Here is a 20,890-nt window from a genome sequence, read left to right on the forward strand (position 1 = left end):
CCATCGAATCGTTTCGATCGAAACGATTCGACACAGGAGTGCCCGTGCCTCAGCTGATCGCCGCACGCAATGCCGTTGGCCTGACCTTCTTCCTCAACGGGTTGGTCTTCGCCAGCTGGGTCTCACGCATCCCCGAGGTGCGTTCGCGCTTCGAGCTGAGCAACGGTCAGCTCGGCCTGCTGCTGCTGTCGATCGCCGTGGGCTCCCTCGTGGCGCTGCCCACGACCGGAGCCGCCATCAACGCAGTCGGGACCGTTCGGGTCGTACGCTTCGGGGCCGTCACAGCGACGGTCGGTCTGGCGATGGCGGCGGTCGGGCTCGGCGAGATCTTGGTGGTGACCACGGTCGGCCTCTTCCTCTACGGCATCGGGATCGGCGTGTGGGACGTCGCGATGAACGTCGAGGGCGCAGAGGTCGAGCGTGGCCTCGGCCGCACGATCATGCCGAGGTTCCACGCCGGGTTCAGCGGTGGCACGGTCCTCGGTGCGTTGCTGGGCGTCCTGCTGGTAGAGCTCGCGGTGCCTGCAGTTGTCCACCTCCTGGCTGTGATCACCGTCGCCGTCGTGGTGGTGTGGCTCACGTCGCCCAGCTTCTTGCCGGTCGTGCCCGCCCACGCGGAGGAGCGGACGTCAGCCGCGCGGGCATGGCTCGAGCCGCGCACGCTGTTGATCGGCGTGATGGTGATGGCCCTCGCCACGACTGAAGGGAGTGCCAACGACTGGCTCGCCATCGCGCTCGTTGACGGGCACGACACCTCCCACGCGGTCGGTGTGGCGGGCTTCGCCGTGTTCGTGACAGCGATGACCCTTGGTCGGTTGGCCGGCAGCGGCCTGATCGACCGCTTCGGCCGCGTGGTGATGTTGTGGGGGACCATGGCCGCGGCCGGCATCGGCGTGTTGCTCATCGTCTTCGGCACCCACCCGGTCGTCGTGGTGATCGGCGTCGTGCTGTGGGGCGCCGGCGCCTCTCTGGGCTTCCCCGTGGGCATGAGCGCCGCGGCGGACGACCCGGTGCGAGCTGCCGCCCGCGTCAGCGTCGTGTCAACCATCGGCTACGCCGCCTTCCTGGCCGGACCACCGTTGCTGGGGTTCGTGGGCGACGAGGTCGGCACGCTCAAGGCGCTGCTCGTGGTCGCCGTACTCCTGATCCCTGCCGCTCTGGTGGTGCCTGCCGCACGCGAAGGTCAGGTCGGCGAGGCACCTGTCAGGGCAACACCCGGCGCATGACGAGCCGCGGCAGCTTGCTCGCCACGGCGTCGGTCTCACCGACGACCGTGAAGCCGCGCCGCTCGAACATCGAGCGGGTGCCGACGAATGCCATGGTGAGGTCCATCCGCCCCGGCGGGTCGACGGGGTAGGTCTCGACGGCGGGAGCGCCCTGCGAGGCGGCGTACGCCACGGCACCCTCGATGAGGTGCTCGGTGACGCCCTGCCTGCGGTGGCCGCCGCGCACCACCACGCAGATGATGCTCCAGACGGCCAGGTCGTCGATCGGCCTGATGAGCGCGGAGGCGGCGAGCCGGGTGATGTCCTCGCGCGGCGCGATGTGGCACCAGCCGACCGGCACCGAGTCGCGGTAGGTCACGACTCCGAAGCTGGTCTCGCCGGCGGCGAGGGCCCGTGCCGCGCTCTCGCGGCTGCCGTCGCCCAGCTCGCCGATCTCCTTGACGCGCAGGCGGTGCGACAGGCACCAGCAATGGGACTCGCGACGGTGGGGGTTGATGACGTCGGCGAAGTCGTCGACGCGCTCCGCCGTGACCGGGTGGGTGGCCCAGTCGGTCACCTCACTCCGCCGCTTCCTTGTTCCCGCGCTCCCCGCTGACTGTCTGGTCGCCTCGCGTGTCCGCTCCTTCGTCGCTGCCGCGCTCGCCTCCGGGAACCCACAGCACATCGCCGTTCTCGCGATTTGCGTGGCGAGCCAGGATGAAGACCAGGTCGGAGAGGCGGTTGAGGTAGGTGATCGCCAAGATGTTCATCGAGTCGGTGTGCTCGGCGTACGCCGCCCAGGCGGACCGCTCCGCGCGCCGGATGACCGTGCGTGAGACGTGCAGGAGGGCCGCACCCTCCGTGCCGCCGTTGAGGATGAAGGACCGCAGGTTGGGCAGTTGCTCGTTGTACTGGTCGCACCACGCCTCGAGGCGATCGACGTAGTCCTGCTCGATCCGCAACGGGGGCCACTCGGGCTTCTCGACGACCGGGGTGCAGAAGTCCGCTCCGACGTCGAAGAGGTCGTTCTGCACGTGGACGAGCACCTTGACGACGTCCGGCTCGAGCTGGCCCCGAGCCACGGCCACACCGATCGTGGCGTTGGCCTCGTCGACGTCGGCATACGCATGCAGCCGAAGGTCGTTCTTGGTGGTCTCGCTCATGTCGCCGAGTCGGGTGGATCCGGCGTCGCCGGTGCGGGTGTAGATGCGGGTGAGGTTGACCATGGAGCGAGCCTAGCGGCCGAAGACACCCCAAAAAGGTGTGGTGCCAATGCAACGAATCGGTGGACCATGACGTCATAGTCGGTGACAGCGGTCACGTGCGCTATGTCAGGCCCGGGGGACTTGAGCAGGCGAACACAGGGGGCAACATCGATGGACATCACGAGCTACGGGCCAACGTTGGTCCTGCACGGCGACTTCGATGTGCGCAGCACCTTCCAGGTGCGGACGGCCATCTACGAGTTCCTCGAGGGACAGGACCAGGACGTCGTCGTCGACATGTCCCACGTCGAGACCATCGACGTGGTCGCCCTGCGCGTGCTTGCGGTGGCCACCCGCGAGGCCAGCCGTGCGGGACACCACCTGACCCTGCGCAACTGCGGGCCCTCGGTCCGCCGGATGATGCACCTTTCGCGCCTCGCGCACTCCTTCGAGGTCGAACGCGCCGCTGCCACCGCCTGAACGGGTGGGCTTCTTCACACATCCATCCGGTGACTCGCGGGTAACCCGGGCCATACCCTGTGCCCATGACGGACAAGCAGGTCGACGCTCCACCCGTTGAGGACGCCCGCCCCGAGAAGGACCGTCCGTGGGTGATGCGCACCTACGCCGGTCACTCCACCGCTGCCGCGTCCAACGCTCTCTACCGAGGCAACCTCGCCAAGGGGCAGACCGGCCTCAGCGTCGCCTTCGACCTGCCGACGCAGACCGGCTACGACCCGGACTCCCCGCTCAGCCGCGGCGAGGTCGGCAAGGTCGGCGTGCCGATCCCGCACCTGGGGGAGATGCGTCGGCTGTTCGAGGACATCCCGCTCACCGAGATGAACACCTCGATGACCATCAACGCCACCGCCATGTGGATGCTCGCGATGTATCAGGTGGCCGCGGAGGAGCAGAACCCCGGCGTCGACGTCCGCGAGGTCGCTGCCCAGCTCGCCGGGACGACCCAGAACGACATCATCAAGGAATACCTCTCCCGCGGGACCTACGTCTTCCCGCCGGAGCACTCGCTGCGCCTGATCAGCGACATGATCGCCTACACCGTCCACGAGATCCCCAAGTGGAACCCGATCAACATCTGCAGCTATCACCTGCAGGAGGCCGGTGCCACGCCGACGCAGGAGCTGGCCTACGCGCTGTGTACGGCGATCGCGGTGCTCGACCAGGTCAAGAACTCCGGGCAGGTGTCCGAGGACGACTTCGAGAAGGTCGTCGGTCGTATCTCCTTCTTCGTCAACGCCGGCGTGAGGTTCGTTGAGGAGACGTGCAAGATGCGCGCCTTCGTCCAGCTGTGGGACGAGATCACCCGCGAGCGCTACGGGGTGCAGGACGAGAAGATGCGCCGGTTCCGCTACGGCGTGCAGGTCAACTCACTCGGGCTCACCGAGGCCCAGCCCGAGAACAACGTCCAGCGGATCGTGCTGGAGATGCTCGGAGTGACCCTCTCGAAGAGTGCGCGTGCCCGCGCCGTACAACTGCCCGCCTGGAACGAGGCGCTGGGTCTGCCGCGCCCCTGGGACCAGCAGTGGTCGCTGCGCCTGCAGCAGGTGCTCGCCTTCGAGTCCGACCTGTTGGAGTACGACGACATCTTCGACGGCTCGCACGTGATCGAGGCCAAGGTCGCCTCGCTCGTCGAGAGCGCCAAGGCGGAGATCGACCGCGTGCAGGCCCTCGGCGGCGCGATCGCGGCCGTCGAGTCCGGCTACATGAAGCAGGCCCTCGTCAGCGCCCACGCCACGCGCCGGGGCCGCATCGAGTCCGGCGACGAGATCATCGTGGGCGTCAACAGGTTCACCACGACCGAGCCGTCGCCGCTGACGGCCAACCTCGACGAGGCGATCATGGCGGCCGACCCCCAGGCTGAGCAGACCGCTCTTGACTCGGTCTCCGCGTGGAAGGAGGCCCGGGACGAGGACGAGGTGGCCGCCGCGCTCGCCGCGCTGGCGGTCGATGCCAAGACCGACAAGAACCTGATGCACGCGACCCTGGCCGCGGCTCGCGCCGGGGCGACCACGGGGGAGTGGGCGGGGACGCTGCGGGAGGTCTTCGGCGAGTTCCGTGCACCCACCGGCGTCTCCGGCGCCGTCGGCGTCGCCGAGGCCGGCTCGGAGCTGACCGCAGTGCGCGAGCAGGTCCGGGCCACCGGCGAGGCTCTCGGCGGCCGACTGCGCCTGCTCGTCGGCAAGCCGGGTCTCGACGGTCACAGCAACGGGGCGGAGCAGGTCGCCGTACGCGCACGGGACGCCGGCTTCGAAGTGATCTATCAGGGGATCCGGCTCACGCCAGACCAGATCGTGGCCGCCGCCGTGGCCGAGGACGTGCACTGCGTCGGTCTCTCGATCCTGTCCGGTTCGCACATGGAGCTGGTGCCCGACGTCCTGGACGGGCTTCGCGCCGCGGGGCTGGACGACGTCCCGGTCATCGTCGGCGGCATCATCCCGGACTCCGACGGCAAGCGGCTGATCGAGCTCGGGGTCGCTGCTGTCTACACACCCAAGGACTTCGGACTGACCGAGATCATGGGAGGCATCGTCCAGGTGATCCGGAAGGCGAACGGCCTGGACTGATCACCAGCCGCGGCTGCCCGGGATGCCCTTGAACGGGCCGACCACGCGGTCGGTGATCCAGCCACCGTAGAAGCCGCCCTCCTGGGCGCGGACGACCTCGCCGTCGACGAGGCACGCCTCGACGAGGCCGGGCATGATCGACACGTGGTCGCGGATGGCCTCGAAGCCGGGCGTGGGCTGTGCGTAGGTCCAGCCCGCGCGGGACGCGGTGGCGCTGGGAGTCACGAGGTCGTAGTAGGTCGCCACGCCCTTCCACTCGCAGAACGACGTCCCATCGACCGCGCGGAGCACGCCGGGCTCGAAGGCGTCGAGCGGGAGGTAGTACGACGGCGGGTGGCTGGTCTCGAGCACGCGCACCGACGCCTGGGTGCGGGCCACGGCCACGCCACCGAGCCAGACCTCGATCGTCTCGTTGCTGGTCTCCACACGCGGCGGGCGCGGGTAGTCCCACACCGACTCCTGGCCGGGTCCGGGCGCGTCGGGCGTCACTGGTCGCATGCTGCCAACGTACGGGTACCTCGACTGCGACGGCTCCTCCCGCGGGCCTGCACCAGTCCTGCAAGACTCCCGGGCATGGGACGAGTGGTGGTGGTGGGCGCGGGCGTCATCGGGCTGTCCTGCGCCGTACGCCTGCTCGAGGCCGGCCATCGGGTCGACGTGGTCGCCCGAGACCTGCCGCTCGAGTCGACGTCGGCGGTGGCAGCCGCGATCTGGTATCCCTATCGCGCTCTCCCTCAGGACCTCGTCACCACGTGGGGCAAGGCGTCGTATGCCGCCTTTGAGGCGCTGGCCCGAGAGCCCGACACCGGTGTCTCCGTCGTGCTGGGCACCGAGGTGTTCCGGTCGCAGGCCCCCGACCCGTGGTGGCGGCAGGCTGTGCCCGACCTGGACCGCGAGACGGCCCTGCCGACGGGCTTCGTGGACGGGTGGACCTTCGCCACGCCCGTGATCGAGATGCCCATCTACCTGCCGTGGCTCGCCGGCCGGGTGGCGGCGCTGGGTGGGACGATCACCCGGCTCAGCCTCGCAGATCTCCCCGCTGGCCCTGACCTCGTGGTGAACGCCAGCGGCATCGGCTCTCGACGGCTCGCGGCGGACTTGAGCGTGGTGCCCGTCCGTGGGCAGGTGGTGCGGGTGTCGCAGGTGGGCCTCGAACGCTGGTGGCTGGACGGCGCCGGTCTGACCTACGTCGTCCCTCGCTCGACGGACATCGTGGTGGGCGGCACCGACATCGAGGGGGAGTGGAGCCGGACGCCCGACCCCGCAATAGCCGAGCAGATCTTGGCCCGCGCGCAGGCGCTGGTGCCGGAGCTGGTGGGCGCGCGGGTGCTCGGCCACAAGGTCGGGCTGCGACCCGCGCGTCCCTCGGTCCGCCTCGAGCGCGTGGGCGACGTCATCCACTGCTACGGCCACGGCGGAGCGGGCGTGACGCTGAGCTGGGGATGTGCGGACGCGGTGTGCGACCTGGCCGTGGGCCCGGACGGACACGGCACTGTCTAACGTGGCCCGATGAGCGATCCCCAGTGCGCAGCCAGGATCTTCGTCGCCCGCCACGGCGAGGCGGAGTACGAGACGGACGTGCTCGCCGACCGCGGGGGAAGCCTGACGGGGCTGGGCCGCAAGCAGGCAGCCGACCTGGCCGACGCGCTCTCCGGAGAGCGGGTCTCCCACGTCTACGTGAGCTCGATGTCGCGATCCGTGCAGACCGGCGAGATCGTGGCGGCCCGGCTTGGTGTCGGCGTGACCGTGCGTGAGGCGCTGCGGGAGTTCTCGGTCGGGTCGTACGCCGGGCAACCGGTGGAGCCGGACCCCTTCGGAGTCACCTACACGCGCTGGCTCGCCGGGGACCTGGCGGCGCGGGTCGACGGGGGAGAGTCCGGCGCCGAGGTGGTCGACCGGCTCAGTGCGGTGCTGCAGGAGGTTGCCGACGCGCACCGGGGGGAGGCGGTCCTGGTGATCAGTCACGGTGGGGTCATGTGCACCGCTCTGCCGCAGCTCGCGAGCAACCTGTCGGCGAGCCATTCCGCGGGCCGCACGCTGGCTAACTGTGCCGTGGTGCGCCTGGACGTGGACGACGACGGCTGGCTCGCGCGGTCCTGGGCGGGTGAACCCGTGCCCACGTGACCGGTCGCACATTTAGGTAAGGCATACCTTGCAGGTACTGTGCCTGCCATGGCCAAGGGCAAGGTCGCGAAGCTCCCCAAGAAGGAGTGCTGCGTCTCCAAGACGAAGTGCAACCGCTGTCCCTTGCGCATGCTCAAGGAGGGGACGCTGCCCCAGGGCTACACGGTCCACAAGCGCAAGCTGGTCAAGGTGAAGAAGGCCAAGGTCAAGAAGACCGGCAAGAAGAAAGCAGCCTGAGGCAATAGTTGCTCACGGTGCGGGGTGGGCAATCTGGCGCCGCGCAGGTGGGCCGGGCGAGGTGAACCAACGTTCATTCACTTCGCGAAGGGCCTCTCGGGCTCGCCGGCGGCCACAGCCCATCTCAGAAGAGCCGGTGGCTCGGGTCGTCCATGCCGCGGAGCGCGTCGTAGTCGACGACCGCGCAGGCGATGCCGCGGTCGGTGGCCAGCACTCGCGCCTGCGGCTTGATCTCCTGCGCGGCGAAGATCCCGCGGACCGGACCCTTGCTCGAGAGGAGCGGGTCGCGGTTGAGGAGCTCGAGGTAGCGAGTGAGCTGCTCGACGCCGTCGATGTCACCCCGGCGTTTGATCTCGACGGCGACGCTGAGTCCGGCGTCGTCGCGACACATCAGGTCGACCGGCCCGATGGCGGTCGGGAACTCGCGGCGTACGAGCGTCAGCCCGTCGGCCAGGGAGGCCGGGTGGTCCGCCAAGAGCTCCTGGAGGTGCTTCTCGACGCCGTCCTTCTGCAGGCCGGGATCGACGCCGAGGGAGTGGGAGGAGTCGTGCTGGATCTCCTCGATCAGGATGCGCAGCGTGTCGTCGGCCTTGGCCGCGGTCACGGTCCACTCGACCTGGCCGTCCTCGGTCGTCCCCTCCCGGAACGTGCACGGGGGAGACATCCAGTTGAGCGGCTTGTAGGAGCCGCCGTCGGAGTGCACGAGCACCGAGCCGTCGGCCTTGATCATCAGCACCCGGGTGGCCATGGGCAGGTGGGCGGTCAACCGACCGGCATAGTCGACCTGGCAGCGCGCAACGACGATCCTCACGAGCAGGGAATGTACCCGCGTCCCCTCAGCGGCCGACCGCCGCACGTCGCCTGCCGTGCAAGCATGGCGAGCGTGAGTGTCACTGACGATGCGACGACCTACGACGTGAAGCAGATCCGGCGGGCCTTCGGTGGCCTCCGCCCGGACCTGGCGCGTTTCGACGGCCCCGGAGGTTCATTGGTGCCCGAGGTGGTGGCCGATGCCGTTGCGGGCGCGCTGCGGGCGGGGCTGTGCCAACGAGGCGGGCCGAGCGCTCCCGGCCTGCTCACGGACGAGATCACCCTCACGGCGCGCGCGGCCATGGCTCGCTTCGTCGGACTGGGCGACCCACGAGGAATCGTGTTCGGCCGGTCGATGACCGCGCTCACCTTCGACATGGCCCGGACCCTGTCGGCGGACTGGGGTGCGGGCGACGAAGTCGTGGTCTCCCGCCTCGACCACGACGCCAACATCCGACCCTGGGTGTCGGCTGCCGAGCGCGCGGGCGCGACGGTCCGGTGGCTCGAGTTCGACCCGGTGACGGCCGAGCTGGGCGACGTGGGGCCGCTGCTCTCCGACCGCACCCGAGTCGTCGCGCTCACCGCCGCCTCCAACCTGTTCGGCACCAGGCCTGACGTTGCTGCCGTCTCCCGAGCAGCACGCCAGGTGGGCGCCCTGGTGTGCGTCGATGCCGTGCACCTGGCGGCCCACGCGCCCCTCGACTTCAGCGCACTCGGCGCCGACCTGCTCGTCTGCTCGCCCTACAAGTTCTTCGGGCCGCACCTCGGCGTCCTGGCCGCCGACCCGGCGCTGCTGGAGCGACTGCATCCCGACAAGCTGCTCCCGTCCAGCGACGCGGTGCCGGAGCGCTTCGAGCTCGGCACGCTGCCCTACGAGCTGCTGGCGGGGGTGACGGCCGCCGTCGAGTTCGCGGAGGAGTGCGACATGGCCGCGGTCGAGGTGCACGAGCAGGGACTGCTGACCCGGTTGCTCGAGGGGTTGGCCGCGCTGCCTGAGGTCACGGTTCACGGCCGCCCTCGTCGGCGCACCCCCACCGTGCTGCTCACCGTGGAGGGTCTGACCCCCCTCGAGCTCAGCCACCGGTTGCACGAGGCAGGCGTGGTCGCGCCACCGGGCAGCTTCTACGCCCTGGAGGCAGCACGGCACTCCACGGCCGGCGAGCAGGGCGGTGTCCGGGTCGGGATCTCGGCGTACACGAACGAGGAGGAGATCGACCGGCTGCTGACTGCTCTCGCGCACGTCGTGAGCACGTGAGGAACATCTCGGACGGCACCCAGCCTCGCGAGTGACGGCGCATGCCATCATGCGGGCATGACCTCTGGTGCGCCCGAGCGGGCAACTCGCAAGTTCTCCACCATCGGCGTGATCGGCCTCGGCACCATGGGCGCCGGGATCGCCGAGGTGTTCGCCCGCAACGGCTTCACCGTGATCGGGGTCGAGCTCAGCGATGATGCCGTCGAGCGCGGGCGCGAGCACCTGGCCCACTCCACCGGCCGGGCCGTCTCCCGCGGGAAGATGTCGGAGGCGGACCAGGCCGAGATCCTCGGCCACATCTCGTTCGCCACCGACCTGTCGGCACTGGCGGAGGCCGACTTCGTCATCGAGGCGGTCATCGAGTCGCTCGACATCAAGAAGGACCTCTTCCGTCGGCTCGACGACATTGTCAAGCCCGACGCGATCCTGGCCACCAACACCTCCTCGCTGCCGGTCACCGAGATCGCGACGGCCAACACGCGACCCGGTCGCGTCGTGGGGGTCCACTTCTTCAACCCCGCGCCGGTCCAGAACCTCGTCGAGATCGTCCGGACCGTGGTGACCGAGCCCGCAGTCCTCGCCGATGTCGAGGGCCTGGTGGGCACGCTCGGCAAGAACCCCGTGGTGTGTGGCGACAAGGCAGGCTTCATCGCCAACACCCTGCTGTTCGGCTACCTCAACCACGCCGTGTCGATGTTCGAGAGCAAGTACGCCACCCGTGAGGACATCGACGCAGCGATGCGCTTCGGCTGCGGCTACCCGATGGGGCCGCTCGCCCTGCTCGACCTGATCGGCCTCGACACGGCCTACGAGATCCTCGAGACGATGTATCGCCAGGGTCGCGACCGGCTGCACGCGCCCGCCCCGATGCTCAAGCAGATGGTCACGGCCGGCCTGCTGGGACGCAAGACAGGTCGCGGCTTCTACACCTACGAGCGCGCGGACAGCCCGGTCGTGGTCGCTGACGACAAGACGCCGTCGGCCGATGACCAGCCGAAGCTCAGGCGCCCCATCTCCACCGTGGGCGTCGTCGGGACCGGCACCATGGCCGCGGGCATCGTCGAGGTCTTTGCCAAGAGCGGCTTTGACGTGGTGTATGTCGGTCGCTCGGTCGACAAGGTCGAGGGCGTGCGCGCCACCATCGAGAAGTCGCTCGACAAGGCGATCCAGCGCGGCAAGCTCGAGGAGTCCGCGAAGGACGAGGTGCTGGGGCGTCTCACCGGGACCACCTCCCTCGACGACCTGGCCGGCGTCGACATCGTGGTGGAGGCGATCGCCGAGGACCTGCGGATCAAGTCCACGCTCTTCTCCAACCTCGACGAGATCTGCAAGCCGGGCGCGATCCTGGCCACCACCACCTCGTCGCTGCCGGTGATCGCTCTCGCCGGTGCGACCAACCGGCCCCAGGACGTCGTCGGGATGCACTTCTTCAACCCGGCCCCGATCATGAAGCTGGTCGAGGTCGTCTCGACCGTGTCCACGGCCGAGGACGTCACCGAGACGGTCCGCGCCCTGTGCGACCAGGTCGGCAAGGTCGCGGTGTCGTGCGGCGACCGGTCCGGCTTCATCGTCAACGCGCTGCTCTTCCCCTACCTCAACGACGCCGTGAAGATGCTCGAGGCGCACTACGCGACTGCGGACGACATCGACACCGCGATGAAGCAGGGTTGTGCCTTGCCGATGGGGCCCTTCGAGCTGCTCGACGTGGTCGGCAACGACGTCTCCCTCGCGATCCAGCGCGAGCTCTACCTCGAGTTCCGCGAGCCCGGGTTCGCCCCTGCGCCGCTGCTGGAGCACCTCGTCACGGCCGGCTACCTCGGTCGCAAGACGCAGCGCGGGTTCCGCGACTACACGTTGGTCTGATCGCGACGCCCCACCCCCGAACGATCAGCGGTGGACGGTCAGCTCGACGACGGGGGAGGGGCGGTCGTGGTCGTCCGCATCGACGGTCGCGATGAGGTGCACGGCAGAGCCCTCCTCGGCGACCAGGGCCAGGCCCTCGACCTTGGCGACCCGACCGTGCAGCGGGGGGATCTCGACCCGGCCCACCACCTCGTCGCGATCAAGCAGGACCAGCGCGGACCCCACCACCGGGCCGTCGTCGTAGGCGTTGGGCGAGTCCTCGGCTGCGGCGCTCACGAGGACGAGGCCGTCGGTGAGGGTCACGGCATCCGTGACGGCGAGACCGACCCCGTCCGCTGACCCCAGGTCGTAGCGCAGCACCTGTGTCGGCTGGGCCTGATGGAGAGCCTGCGCGAGGGGTACGCCGAGGGGCAGGTCGACACTGGCACTGGGCCAGCCTCCGGCGGGAAGGCCCCGGTGGAACCACCGGAGGTGGTCGCCGACGACACATGCCCCCTCGAGGTTGAGCACCTCCGCCGGCACCTCCAGGGCTGCACCCACACGCCGGTAGAGCTCGGTGAGGTCCTCGACCCGCCGAGCGTCCTCACCGAGCACGACGGCCCGGCAGCGGGCGGAGCTCGAGCCCGACCCCATGAGCGCGACGGTGCCGTCCGGCAGGACGCAGGCCGACTCGAGGTCGGGCTTGAGGTGCTTGGTCCCCTGCTCGGAGGAGAACGAGTCGAGGCCGTCGACCGGATCCAGGAGACGGAGCGGAACGACGCTGCCCGCACGCCAGTGGGCGGCGTACGTCGAGTCGTCCTGGGCGATCAGCCAGCCGTCGGCGTACGCGACGATCGCGGACGCGGCGCGGACCGGGCTCCCGTCATCGAAGGTGAGGCTGCGCGTCGCCGTGATCTCCAGCCGCACGACGTCACCTCTGGTCCGCGACGAGAGCGGCCAGCTTGGCGCGGCTGGTGATGTCGAGCTTGCGGTAGATGTGGGTCAGGTGCGCGTCGACGGTCCGCGGGGACAGGAAGAGCTCGGAGGCGATCTGCCGACTCGTCAGTCCCTGAGCGACGCGTTCGGCGACATGTCGCTCGGCCTTGGTGAGGAGCTTCAGTGGGCCCTCCTCCACGGTCTCCCCGCCGGTGCCGGAGAAGATCGCCGCCGCGGCCTGCACTCCGGCGGGGGTGAGCTCGTCATCGACGATCCAGCCCTCCGGCGTCGTACGGCCGACCACGAGCGGGCTGTCGGCGGCATAGCCCCAGGCCGCGGCCTGGCGCGGAGCCCGCAGCTCTGCGGCCGCAGCCGCCAGGGCGCGGGAGTCGCGCTGCCCGCGCTGTTGGGCGGTCCACGCGAGTCCGTCGAGGGCATCGGCCGCGCGCAACGGCATCTTCATCGTCGCGGCCCGGTCGAGCGCGGCCAGGAACGTCGTGACGGCCTGCCCTTCGTCGCCACCGGCGAGGAGGGCTCGGGCGAGCAGGAGCCGGCACTCGACGGCGTCGCGCCCGAGCCCGGTGCTGTCGGCGAGGACGACCGCGTCGGCCGCGAGACCGGCTGCATGCTGCTGGTCACCGGCGCGGAACAGGTCGCGCGCATCCTGGGTCAGCACGGGGATCCGGACCGCCCAGGGCAGGCTCTCGCGGTCGACATCCACTGGTTCGAAGTCAGGGTCCAGGTGGCGGAGCAGCGTCTCGGCGAGCAGGGCGACGCGGTCCTCGGCAATCGCCCGGGCGTCGCACGCGGCGGCACGGGCCGCCGAGGCCGCCTCGGTGGGGCGGCCCTGCTCGAGCGCGATCCTGGCCAGCAGCGTTCGCGCCGACAACGAGATCCAGCGCTCGTCCTTCTTCTCCCGCTCGGCGAGCAGCGACGTCAGGGTCGCCGTCGCCTCGCGGAACGCCCCGCGGGAGACCTGGACGTCCGCAAGCGTGCGAGCCGCCTGTCGCGTGATCTCGGTCTCGGTCCCGAGCTCGAGGGCGCGCCTCGCCTCCGCCTCGGCCTCGGTGAGCGCTCCCGCGTCGAGGTGCATCTCGGCGCGGATCGACGCGTTCTTGGCCAGCTCGCCGTGGGGGTCGTCTGCGCTGCGGGCGTGCTCGTCGGCCCGCTCGAGGAGCCAGAGACCCTCGTAGGTGCCTCGCACCTCCGACGCCGCGATCCCTGCCCGCCGGGCGACCTGGGCCCCGGTCGCTGCCGGGCCGTCGCCGCTGATCAGGGTGGCCTCCAGGATCTCGACCGCGTCCTTGGCCCGCATCGAGGTGTAGAGGGCGGAGAAGATCCGGTTGGCCAGGCCGTAGCCCAGCGCGCGGGTGTCCGCATCGGCGCATGCCGCCTCGATGGCGGTCCGCATGACGGGCAGGTCGCCCAGCCAGACGGCGTCGCCGGCACCGGTGTTGAGGTCGACCGGTGCCACCCTGTCGGCCCACCTGAGCAGGGCGCGTCTCGTCTGCACCCGGTCGTCGGTGGAGGCGGTGAGGAACTGGCCGTGGCGGCGGATCGGGGTGAGCATGTCGAAGCGGCCCTCGGGCGTGAGCTCGAGCAGGCTGCGGCGTACGAGACCGGTGGCGATCGCCGCGGCCTGGTCACGGTCCACGTCGGTGATCTCGGCCAGCACCTCGATCGAGACGGGGGAGCTCATCTGCGCCATGCGGCGGAAGCAGCGCTGCTGGTCCGCGTCCAGCAGCTCGTAGGAGCCGTGGACCGCTTCGGAGAGGGACGCGGTCGGGACCACGTTGGTGACGCCCACGAGGGCGATCTGCACGGCTATCTGCTCGATGAGCAGGGGCAGGCCTCCGGTGGCGTTCAGCAGGCGGCGTACGTCGTCACCGTGGGTCTGCAGGTCGATGGGATGACCGCCGGCCGACTCGACGCGGTGCAGGAACAGGTCGACGGCCGCGCCGGAGATCGGCTCGTGGTCACGGGGTACGGCGAACGGTGCCACCCGGACGACGCGCTCGGCGGGCTGACCGGCCATGGTCAGCGACGTGAGCGCGAGGCGACCCTCGGTGGTCGTGGAGACCATCAGCTGGAAGGTGGGTCCCAGCTCGTGGGGGTCCAGGTCGAGACCGTCGACCACGAGCAGGTTGTCGTGTCCGTCCATGGCCCGGCACAGGGCTCCCTCGGTGGAGTCACCCGGTGACGGGGACGCTTCGAGGGCATCGAGGCAGGCATCGAGGACCTCAGTGGGACCGCGCAGCCCTCGCGCGTTGACCCAGACGCTGTCTGCTGCGGCCGCGGCGTGACGGGCCAGCAGGGTCTTCCCGCTCCCGGGCGGCCCGACGATGCTGACCCACCGCGACGCGGTCAGCGCAGCCGCGAGGCGAGCCTGAGTCTGCTCGCGACCGAGACATGGGGTGAGCACAGGACGAACCTATCGCTCATTGGTCCTCGGGCCGATTAGGTATTACTACCGATGCCGCGTGATGCGTTCGCGCGAGACGGTAGTGCTGTCGCGCGTGGACCGAACAGGGGACAGCCCACTCGCCGACGCGTCGCGCGGCAGGCCATGGGGATCGCGGGGGTGACCTCATGGCCTGCAGCCGCCGCCCACGCGGACAGGAACTGTCCGCCTCCTCTGTCAACATGGGTCCATGAGCGACACCACCGCCCGGGTCCTGCGCCTGCTGTCCTTGCTCCAGCAGCGGCCGGTGTGGACCGGGCCCGAGCTCGCCGAGCGCCTGGGCGTGACCACCCGCAGCATCCGTCGCGACGTCGAGCGCCTGCGTGGTCTGGGCTACCCGGTACAGGCGACCCAAGGACTGGGCGGGGGATACCAGCTCGGGCGGGGCAAGGACCTGCCGCCGCTCCTGCTCGACGACGACGAAGCGGTCGCCATCGCTGTCTCGCTGAGACTGGCTGCCGGCGGGACGGTCACCGGCGCGAGCGAGGCCGCGTTGAGCACCCTGGCCAAGCTCGACCAGGTGATGCCGCCGCGACTGCGGTCCGAGGTCAAGGCGATCCACCAGTCCACGGAGACGTTGAGCAGCAACGCCGACCTCGTCGACGGCGACGTGCTGCTGACGCTCGCCAAGGCGTGTCGAGACCTGATGAGGGTCCGTTTCGGATACGTCGCCAGGGACGGCGTGGCGACCGAGCGATGGGTCGAGCCCGTCCGTCTCGTCGCGACCGGCCGGCGGTGGTACCTCATGGCGTGGTGTGTCGAACGGGAGGACTGGCGCACGTTCCGGCTCGACCGCATGCGCGACGCCACCGCGTCGACGTGGCGGTTCAAGGCGCGTGCGCACCCCGATCCCGCTGAGTACGTCCAGAACGCGATCAGCCGTGCGCCGTACAGCAACCAGGCACAGGTGCTGGTGAAGGCGCCGTTGGCGGACGTGGCCGACCGGATCGACACCCGCTGGGTGACCCTGACGCCGGTCGATGACGGCACGACCCTGCTGGAGGCGAGCGACGAGTCGCTGGAGCACCTGGCGTTCTACTGCGTGATGACCGGGCTGGAGTGCGAGTTCGTCCACCCGCCGGCGCTTGTCGCTTCTGCGTCCGAGCTCGCGGATCGACTGCGGCGATCGGCCGCCCGCGGAGCGCGGCCGACCTAGGGTGCCCGCGTAGGCTGGCTGCATGGAGATGGTGCTGCTGCTCGGGGTCCTCGGTGGTCTGGTCGCAGTGGCCGTGGGAGCCGGGCAGACGTCGAAGAAGCGTCAGGCCGAGAGGGCCGCGGCGGAGCTGGAGCCGGTCAAGCGACTGGCCGAGGAGGACGTCACAGCCCTCGGTGTCGAGCTGCAGGACCTCGACATCGACATGGCCGGCCGCGAGCTCGGGCCCGGCGAGAACGCCGACTACCAGCGTGCCCTCGACGCCTATGAAGCCTCCAAGACGGCTGCGGCCAGCATGAGCAAGCCCGACGACATCCGTCACGTCACCGAGATCCTGGAGGACGGCCGCTACGCAATGGCGTGCGTGCGCTCCCGGGTCGACGGGCTCCCGCTGCCGACGCGGCGACCGCCCTGCTTCTTCGACCCCCGCCACGGCATGTCCGTCGCCGACGTGGCCTACGTCCCGCCCGGCGGGACCCTGCGCGACGTCCCCGCCTGTCAGCTCGACGCCGAACGCGTCCGAGCCGGGGCGGAGCCCGACATCCGGAAGGTGATGGTCGGCTCGCAGCGCGTGCCCTACTGGCAGGGCGGTCGTGCCTACCAGCCCTATGCGCAGGGCTACTTCGGGACCTTCGGGCCGATGGACTGGATGTTCATGGGGATGATGTTCAACGGCGGCTTCGGTGGACTCGGTGACGGGCTCGGCGCCATGGGCGAAGGCATGGGCGACATGTTCGGCGGCATCGGCGACGGCATCGGTGGCATGTTCGACGGCTTCGACGGCTTCGACTTCTAAGCCCCCGGGAGCACGCCGCCGGCCAGCTCGACCAGCCGACGAGCGACAGCGTCGAGGTCGGACCGGGTGTCGCTGCGCGCGCGGGGCGGCAGGATCTCGTCCCACGACGCGAGGAACGAACCCCGGAGCTGCTCGGCACCGGTCGGCCTCCCCATCGCCCACCAGTGCAGGTGCTCCTGCCCGTCGCCCCAGCGCATGAACTGGACGCGAGGTACGTCGAGCACGTCGGTCACGGCCCGTTCGAGCAACACCATCAGCTCGCCCATGCGCGCAGCCTCGTGCGGCTCGAGGTCAGAGAGGTCGGCGTGCCGCCGGGGCATCAGGAACGCGGCGAACGGGAGGGCGATGTCCTCGTGCGGCTGGCCGATCATCGCCACCTCGTCGCGCCAGATCACGTAGTCGGCGTCATCGGTCGCCACAGCCGTGCACATGAAGCAGTCGACGCCGTCGGCGCCGTGGCGCGGGCGCTCGGTGCCGAGGGGCTGCAGGTCGTGCGGCTCGCCCGGCGCCGCCCGGAACGGCCAGGTGGACCACTCCGACCACCTCACCGTGCGGTAGCCGTCCGTGTGGATCCGGGCCGCCATCTCGTCGTACCACTCCTGCGCTGACTGAGGCCTCGACCGATGCATGGGACCGATGCTGACAGACTGGCCGGCGTGAGCGCGACCGGACTGTACACGACCGAGCACGGCGAAGACGGACCGCGCATCGTCTTCTGCCACGGCCTCTTCGGACAGGGTCGGAACTGGACGCAGGCCGCCAAGGCCCTCAGCCCCGACCATCGCGTGACGCTGGTCGACATGCCCAACCATGGTCGCTCGGAGTGGACCGAGGACTTCTCCTACCTCGACATGGCCGACTCGGTCGCGGGGCTCTTCTCCGCAGCCGACCCGGTCACCCTCGTCGGGCACTCGATGGGTGGCAAGGTCGCCATGGCCCTGGCGCTGCGCCACCCCGACCTCGTCGACCGGCTCGTCGTGGTGGACGTCTCGCCGGTCACCTACGACGCGGGGCGCCGCGAGTTCGCCGGCTACATCGAGGCGATGAAGGCGCTGGACCTCGCCAGCCTGGAAAGCCGAGCCGATGCCGACGCGGCACTGCGAGGCGCCGTACCCAACGCCACCGTGCGCTCCTTCCTGCTCCAGAACCTCAGGCGCGAGGGGGACCAGTGGCGCTGGCAGCTCAACCTCGCGCTGCTGGGCGACGAGCTCGAGGCGCTGGGCGGCTGGCCGGAGCTCGACGAGACGTCCGACGTGCCGGTGCTCTGGATCGGGGGAGCCAACTCGCCCTACGTCCTCGATGAGTACGCACCGGCCATGGAGCGGCTGTTCTCGCGGGTACGCCGCGTGCGGATCAAGGACGCCGGGCACTGGGTGCACTCCGAACGCCCCGACGTGTTCCTCGACGTGCTCAGAAGCTTCCTGGACTAGCCGCGCTGCCGCGCGTTCTGCCTTATCCGCGCTGCCGCGCGCGGTATGCAGCGACGGCTTCGCGGTTGCCACACGCCGTCGAGCAGTAGCGCCGCGAGCGGTTGCGGGACAGGTCGAGCACCAGACCGCCGCACTCGTCAGCGGCACAGATCGCCAGCCGGTTGAGCTCGTCGGCGCGAATCACGTCGATCATGGCCATGGCGGTCTCGACCATCACCCGGCGGGCCAGCGGCGCTTCGTCGTCGATGGCGTGGACGTGCCAGTCGAGGCGGTCGTGCCGCACGAGGCGGGGTACGGCGCTCGCCTCGGCCAGGATGGCGTTGACCCTCTCCACCGCGGTGTCGCGGTCTGCGGTCAGCAGTTCGCGGAGGGAGCTGCGGACGGCGCGCACCGCCTCGAGCTCCGACTCGTCGCGCTGATGGTCGCCGGAGTACTCGTGCTCGGCGTAGAACTCCGCCAGACCTTCCACCGTGGTGAGGGTGTCGGGCTCCTCCGCAGTGTTGGCGAGCGCGACCGCAGCTTGGAGGGAGGAGGCGGTGTCATGAGTGAAAACCACGTTGACACCTTACAGGTTCTTGATTAACGTCATGACCCATGGCGACGATGACTCATGACAGGCAGGTGCGATCCAACACCTCCACCGGACTGGCGCTGGCCTTCTTCTCAGCCACCGCGTTCGGTCTCTCCGGCGCACTCGCCCGAGGGTTGCTCGACGCCGGCTGGACAGCGGGTTCGGCGGTGGCCGCCCGCATCGGCATCGCTGCGCTCGTGCTGGCCGTGCCCGGACTCCTCGCCCTCCGTGGTCGTTGGCACCTCCTGCGCAGGAGCAGTCTCACCGTCACGGCGTACGGCGTCGTCGCCGTTGCCGGGGCTCAGCTCTGCTACTTCTACGCGGTGAGCTACATGGAGGTGGGCGTGGCGCTGCTGATCGAGTACACCGCGCCGGTCGCGGTCGTGATGTGGCTCTGGTTGCGCCACGGCAACCGGCCCAGCAGGCTGACCGTGGCCGGTGCTGTCATCGCCTCGCTGGGGCTCGTCCTGGTCCTTGACGTGATCTCTGGTGCCGAGCTCAGCACGACCGGCGTGCTGTGGGCGCTGGGGGCGATGGTGGGCGCTGCGACGTACTTCGTCATCGGAGCAGACACCGACAACGGCCTGCCGCCCATCGCGCTGGCCGCGTCGGGCCTCGTGGTCGGCGGAGCGATGCTGCTGACGGCCGGCTGGATCGGCGTCCTGCCCATGCGGATGACGAGGGGCGACGTGGACTACGACGGCCTCGTGGTGTCCTGGTGGATCCCGGTGCTCGCCCTGGGGCTGGTGACCGCTGCCTTCGCCTACGTCACCGGCATCGCGGCCGCCCGGAGGCTGGGGTCGCGGTTGTCGTCGTTCGTCGCGCTCTTCGAGGTGCTCACGGCGCTGGTCTTCGCCTGGTTGCTGCTGGGGCAGCTGCCTCGCGGGGTCCAGATGGTCGGCGGCCTGCTCGTGCTGACTGGCGTCGTGGTGGTCAAGCTGGGGGAGGGGTCCCAGACGCTGGCTGTCGAGCCGCTGCCCCACGAGCCTGAGATCAGCGCGCGTCCTGCCGCTTGAGGAGCACCTCTCGGTGCAGCAGCAGCAGTGCTGCCGCCACCGGGACCGCGAGCAGCGCTCCGATGACGCCCATCAGGCTGCCCCCGAGGAGGGCGGCGATGACGGTCACGGACCCGGGGATGTCGACCGAGCGCTTCATGATCTTGGGGTAGAGGTAGTAGGACTCGAACTGCTGGTAGAGGAGGTAGTAGATCGCCGTGATGAGGCCGATGGTCGGTGACACCGTCAGGGCCAGCAGGGTGATGATGATGCCGGAGATGACGGCGCCGGCGACCGGGATGAGCGAGAGCAGGCCGACGATGAACGCCAGGGCGAAGGCGTAGTCGCCCAGACCCACGGCGAAGGTGAAGATCAGCGTGCTGATCCCGGCGAACACCGACACCAGGAAGGCGCCTGAGACGTAGGACCCGGTGGAGCGGATGATCTTGTCGCCGAGCTCGCTGACCCTGGCCCGCTTCGACGCCGGAGCCAAGCTGTAGGCGGCGTGCTTGATGCTGGGCAGCGAGGCGAGGAAGTAGATCATCAGCACGACCACGATCAAGGTGTTGGCCAGGGCCGACAGCACTGCCAGACCGACGCCGAGGGCGCCACCGAAGACCCTCTGCCCGAACTCGCCCTTCTTGACGTATTCCTCGGCCTTGCTGATGATCGAGAACTGGTCGTCGACCTGCTGGACGGTCTTGTTGGCCTTGAGGTCCTTGAACCAGCCGGGAGAGTTCTCGCTGATCTGGGTGATCTGCTCGCTGATCACCGGCACCACCGCGACTCCGAAGAGGAGGAGCACGGTGATCACGACGAAGAGCACGAGCAGCACCGAGAGCCCACGCTTCATGCCGTGCTTCATGAACCACTCGACCGTCGGGTTCAGGCCGATGGCCAGGAACATCGCCATCACCAGCAGGATCAGCACCGAGGAGATGCTGAGGAGCTGCTGACTGAGGAACACCGCGACGAGCGCACCGAGGGCGCCGAAGAAACCGATGTTGAAGGGCGAGTGCCGCATCAGCGACGGGGTGGGCGCTGGCGCCGCCGGCGCTGCCTCGGCATACGCCTCCGGGGTCGCTGCCTCGGTGATCAGGTCCTTGGCGTCGTCGATGCGCTCGGCCAGCACCGCTGCCGGTGTCGCGCCGGTGTCGCCGGGCCTGTCCACCGCAGTGACCGCGCGAGCGGCCGGGGCAGACGGGACGTCGGCCCCGCGGGTTGCCTCGTCGCCGGCGCCTGTGTCAGCGGACTCGGCGGACGACCCCGACTGCGCCCGGGAGCG

General features: G+C 69.9%; 21 protein-coding genes. 12 read left to right on the forward strand and 9 right to left on the reverse strand.

Annotated elements, in window-relative coordinates; genetic code table 11:
* The first annotated feature begins 44 nt into the window (after positions 1-44).
* On the forward strand, positions 45-1,226 hold the full coding sequence (locus tag VNJ48_RS06990; RefSeq protein WP_325600474.1) for an MFS transporter: 1,182 nt from the start codon (positions 45-47) through the stop codon (positions 1,224-1,226).
* Here VNJ48_RS06990 and VNJ48_RS06995 read toward each other — a convergent pair.
* Both VNJ48_RS06995 and VNJ48_RS07000 read right to left on the reverse strand, forming a co-directional pair.
* On the reverse strand, positions 1,204-1,782 hold the full coding sequence (locus tag VNJ48_RS06995) for a GNAT family N-acetyltransferase (protein ID WP_325600476.1): 579 nt from the start codon (positions 1,780-1,782) through the stop codon (positions 1,204-1,206). The genes VNJ48_RS06990 and VNJ48_RS06995 overlap by 23 nt on opposite strands.
* 1 nt (position 1,783) lies before the next feature.
* The gene (locus VNJ48_RS07000) at positions 1,784-2,431 is read right to left on the reverse strand and encodes a cob(I)yrinic acid a,c-diamide adenosyltransferase (RefSeq protein WP_325600478.1); all 648 of its coding nucleotides are present in this window, start codon (positions 2,429-2,431) and stop codon (positions 1,784-1,786) included.
* Positions 2,432-2,581: 150 nt separating this feature from the next.
* On the opposite strand from VNJ48_RS07000, the gene VNJ48_RS07005 reads away from it, so the two are divergent.
* Positions 2,582-2,890 carry an STAS domain-containing protein gene (locus VNJ48_RS07005; RefSeq protein WP_325600480.1) on the forward strand — a complete coding sequence of 103 codons (309 nt, stop codon included), beginning with the start codon at positions 2,582-2,584 and terminating at the stop codon, positions 2,888-2,890.
* Positions 2,891-2,955: 65 nt separating this feature from the next.
* Positions 2,956-4,995, forward strand: a complete 2,040-nt coding sequence (locus tag VNJ48_RS07010) for a protein meaA (protein WP_325600481.1) — start codon at positions 2,956-2,958, stop codon at positions 4,993-4,995.
* On the opposite strand, the gene VNJ48_RS07015 is transcribed toward VNJ48_RS07010, so the two are convergent.
* Entirely contained in the window at positions 4,996-5,493 is a 498-nt protein-coding gene (locus tag VNJ48_RS07015; RefSeq protein ID WP_325600482.1) for a DUF427 domain-containing protein, read from the reverse strand. It abuts the gene before it with no gap.
* 75 nt (positions 5,494-5,568) lie between these two features.
* On the opposite strand from VNJ48_RS07015, the gene VNJ48_RS07020 reads away from it, so the two are divergent.
* From VNJ48_RS07020 to VNJ48_RS07030, 3 genes are read left to right on the forward strand one after another with little or no spacing between them, the layout of a single operon-like run.
* The gene (locus tag VNJ48_RS07020; protein ID WP_325600483.1) at positions 5,569-6,495 is read left to right on the forward strand and encodes an FAD-dependent oxidoreductase; all 927 of its coding nucleotides are present in this window, start codon (positions 5,569-5,571) and stop codon (positions 6,493-6,495) included.
* A gap of 9 nt (positions 6,496-6,504) precedes the next feature.
* Entirely contained in the window at positions 6,505-7,119 is a 615-nt protein-coding gene (locus tag VNJ48_RS07025; protein ID WP_325600484.1) for a histidine phosphatase family protein, read from the forward strand.
* A gap of 48 nt (positions 7,120-7,167) precedes the next feature.
* The gene (locus tag VNJ48_RS07030; RefSeq protein WP_325600486.1) at positions 7,168-7,356 is read left to right on the forward strand and encodes a hypothetical protein; all 189 of its coding nucleotides are present in this window, start codon (positions 7,168-7,170) and stop codon (positions 7,354-7,356) included.
* A 124-nt stretch (positions 7,357-7,480) separates the two neighbouring features.
* Here the strand turns inward: VNJ48_RS07030 and nucS are convergent, their stop codons facing one another.
* A complete protein-coding gene (gene nucS / locus VNJ48_RS07035) occupies positions 7,481-8,167 on the reverse strand; it encodes an endonuclease NucS (RefSeq protein WP_325600488.1) in 687 nt (228 codons plus the stop codon).
* Between the two features lie 72 nt (positions 8,168-8,239).
* Between nucS and VNJ48_RS07040 the strand changes: the two genes are divergently transcribed.
* Positions 8,240-9,421 carry a cysteine desulfurase-like protein gene (locus VNJ48_RS07040; protein ID WP_325600490.1) on the forward strand — a complete coding sequence of 394 codons (1,182 nt, stop codon included), beginning with the start codon at positions 8,240-8,242 and terminating at the stop codon, positions 9,419-9,421.
* A 57-nt stretch (positions 9,422-9,478) separates the two neighbouring features.
* Positions 9,479-11,284: a 3-hydroxybutyryl-CoA dehydrogenase gene (locus VNJ48_RS07045; protein ID WP_325600492.1), complete on the forward strand. Its 1,806-nt coding sequence runs from the start codon at positions 9,479-9,481 to the stop codon at positions 11,282-11,284.
* A 24-nt stretch (positions 11,285-11,308) separates the two neighbouring features.
* On the opposite strand, the gene VNJ48_RS07050 is transcribed toward VNJ48_RS07045, so the two are convergent.
* Together VNJ48_RS07050 and VNJ48_RS07055 are read right to left on the reverse strand one after the other, a co-directional pair.
* A complete protein-coding gene (locus VNJ48_RS07050) occupies positions 11,309-12,190 on the reverse strand; it encodes a DUF6910 family protein (RefSeq protein ID WP_325600494.1) in 882 nt (293 codons plus the stop codon).
* A gap of 4 nt (positions 12,191-12,194) precedes the next feature.
* On the reverse strand, positions 12,195-14,621 hold the full coding sequence (locus VNJ48_RS07055; protein WP_325600496.1) for a LuxR C-terminal-related transcriptional regulator: 2,427 nt from the start codon (positions 14,619-14,621) through the stop codon (positions 12,195-12,197).
* A gap of 229 nt (positions 14,622-14,850) precedes the next feature.
* On the opposite strand from VNJ48_RS07055, the gene VNJ48_RS07060 reads away from it, so the two are divergent.
* Positions 14,851-15,816 carry a helix-turn-helix transcriptional regulator gene (locus tag VNJ48_RS07060; RefSeq protein ID WP_325600498.1) on the forward strand — a complete coding sequence of 322 codons (966 nt, stop codon included), beginning with the start codon at positions 14,851-14,853 and terminating at the stop codon, positions 15,814-15,816.
* 22 nt (positions 15,817-15,838) lie between these two features.
* Complete coding sequence (locus tag VNJ48_RS07065) at positions 15,839-16,609, forward strand: hypothetical protein (protein ID WP_325600500.1); 771 nt, start codon at positions 15,839-15,841, stop codon at positions 16,607-16,609.
* On the opposite strand, the gene VNJ48_RS07070 is transcribed toward VNJ48_RS07065, so the two are convergent.
* Positions 16,606-17,238, reverse strand: a complete 633-nt coding sequence (locus tag VNJ48_RS07070; RefSeq protein WP_325600502.1) for a hypothetical protein — start codon at positions 17,236-17,238, stop codon at positions 16,606-16,608. The two genes, VNJ48_RS07065 and VNJ48_RS07070, sit on opposite strands and share 4 nt — an antisense overlap.
* 27 nt (positions 17,239-17,265) lie before the next feature.
* On the opposite strand from VNJ48_RS07070, the gene VNJ48_RS07075 reads away from it, so the two are divergent.
* On the forward strand, positions 17,266-18,039 hold the full coding sequence (locus VNJ48_RS07075; RefSeq protein WP_325600504.1) for an alpha/beta fold hydrolase: 774 nt from the start codon (positions 17,266-17,268) through the stop codon (positions 18,037-18,039).
* Between the two features lie 22 nt (positions 18,040-18,061).
* Here VNJ48_RS07075 and VNJ48_RS07080 read toward each other — a convergent pair whose 3' ends face one another.
* A complete protein-coding gene (locus VNJ48_RS07080; protein WP_325600506.1) occupies positions 18,062-18,595 on the reverse strand; it encodes a CGNR zinc finger domain-containing protein in 534 nt (177 codons plus the stop codon).
* Between the two features lie 38 nt (positions 18,596-18,633).
* Here VNJ48_RS07080 and VNJ48_RS07085 point away from each other — a divergent pair, with 38 nt between their 5' ends.
* A complete protein-coding gene (locus VNJ48_RS07085; RefSeq protein WP_325600508.1) occupies positions 18,634-19,626 on the forward strand; it encodes an EamA family transporter in 993 nt (330 codons plus the stop codon).
* Here VNJ48_RS07085 and VNJ48_RS07090 read toward each other — a convergent pair.
* Complete coding sequence (locus VNJ48_RS07090) at positions 19,604-20,776, reverse strand: AI-2E family transporter (RefSeq protein WP_325600510.1); 1,173 nt, start codon at positions 20,774-20,776, stop codon at positions 19,604-19,606. The genes VNJ48_RS07085 and VNJ48_RS07090 overlap by 23 nt on opposite strands.
* Positions 20,777-20,890: the final 114 nt, after the last annotated feature.

The sequence above is a fragment of the Nocardioides sp. genome (assembly GCF_035576065.1).
Classification (GTDB): Bacteria; Actinomycetota; Actinomycetes; order Propionibacteriales; family Nocardioidaceae; genus Nocardioides.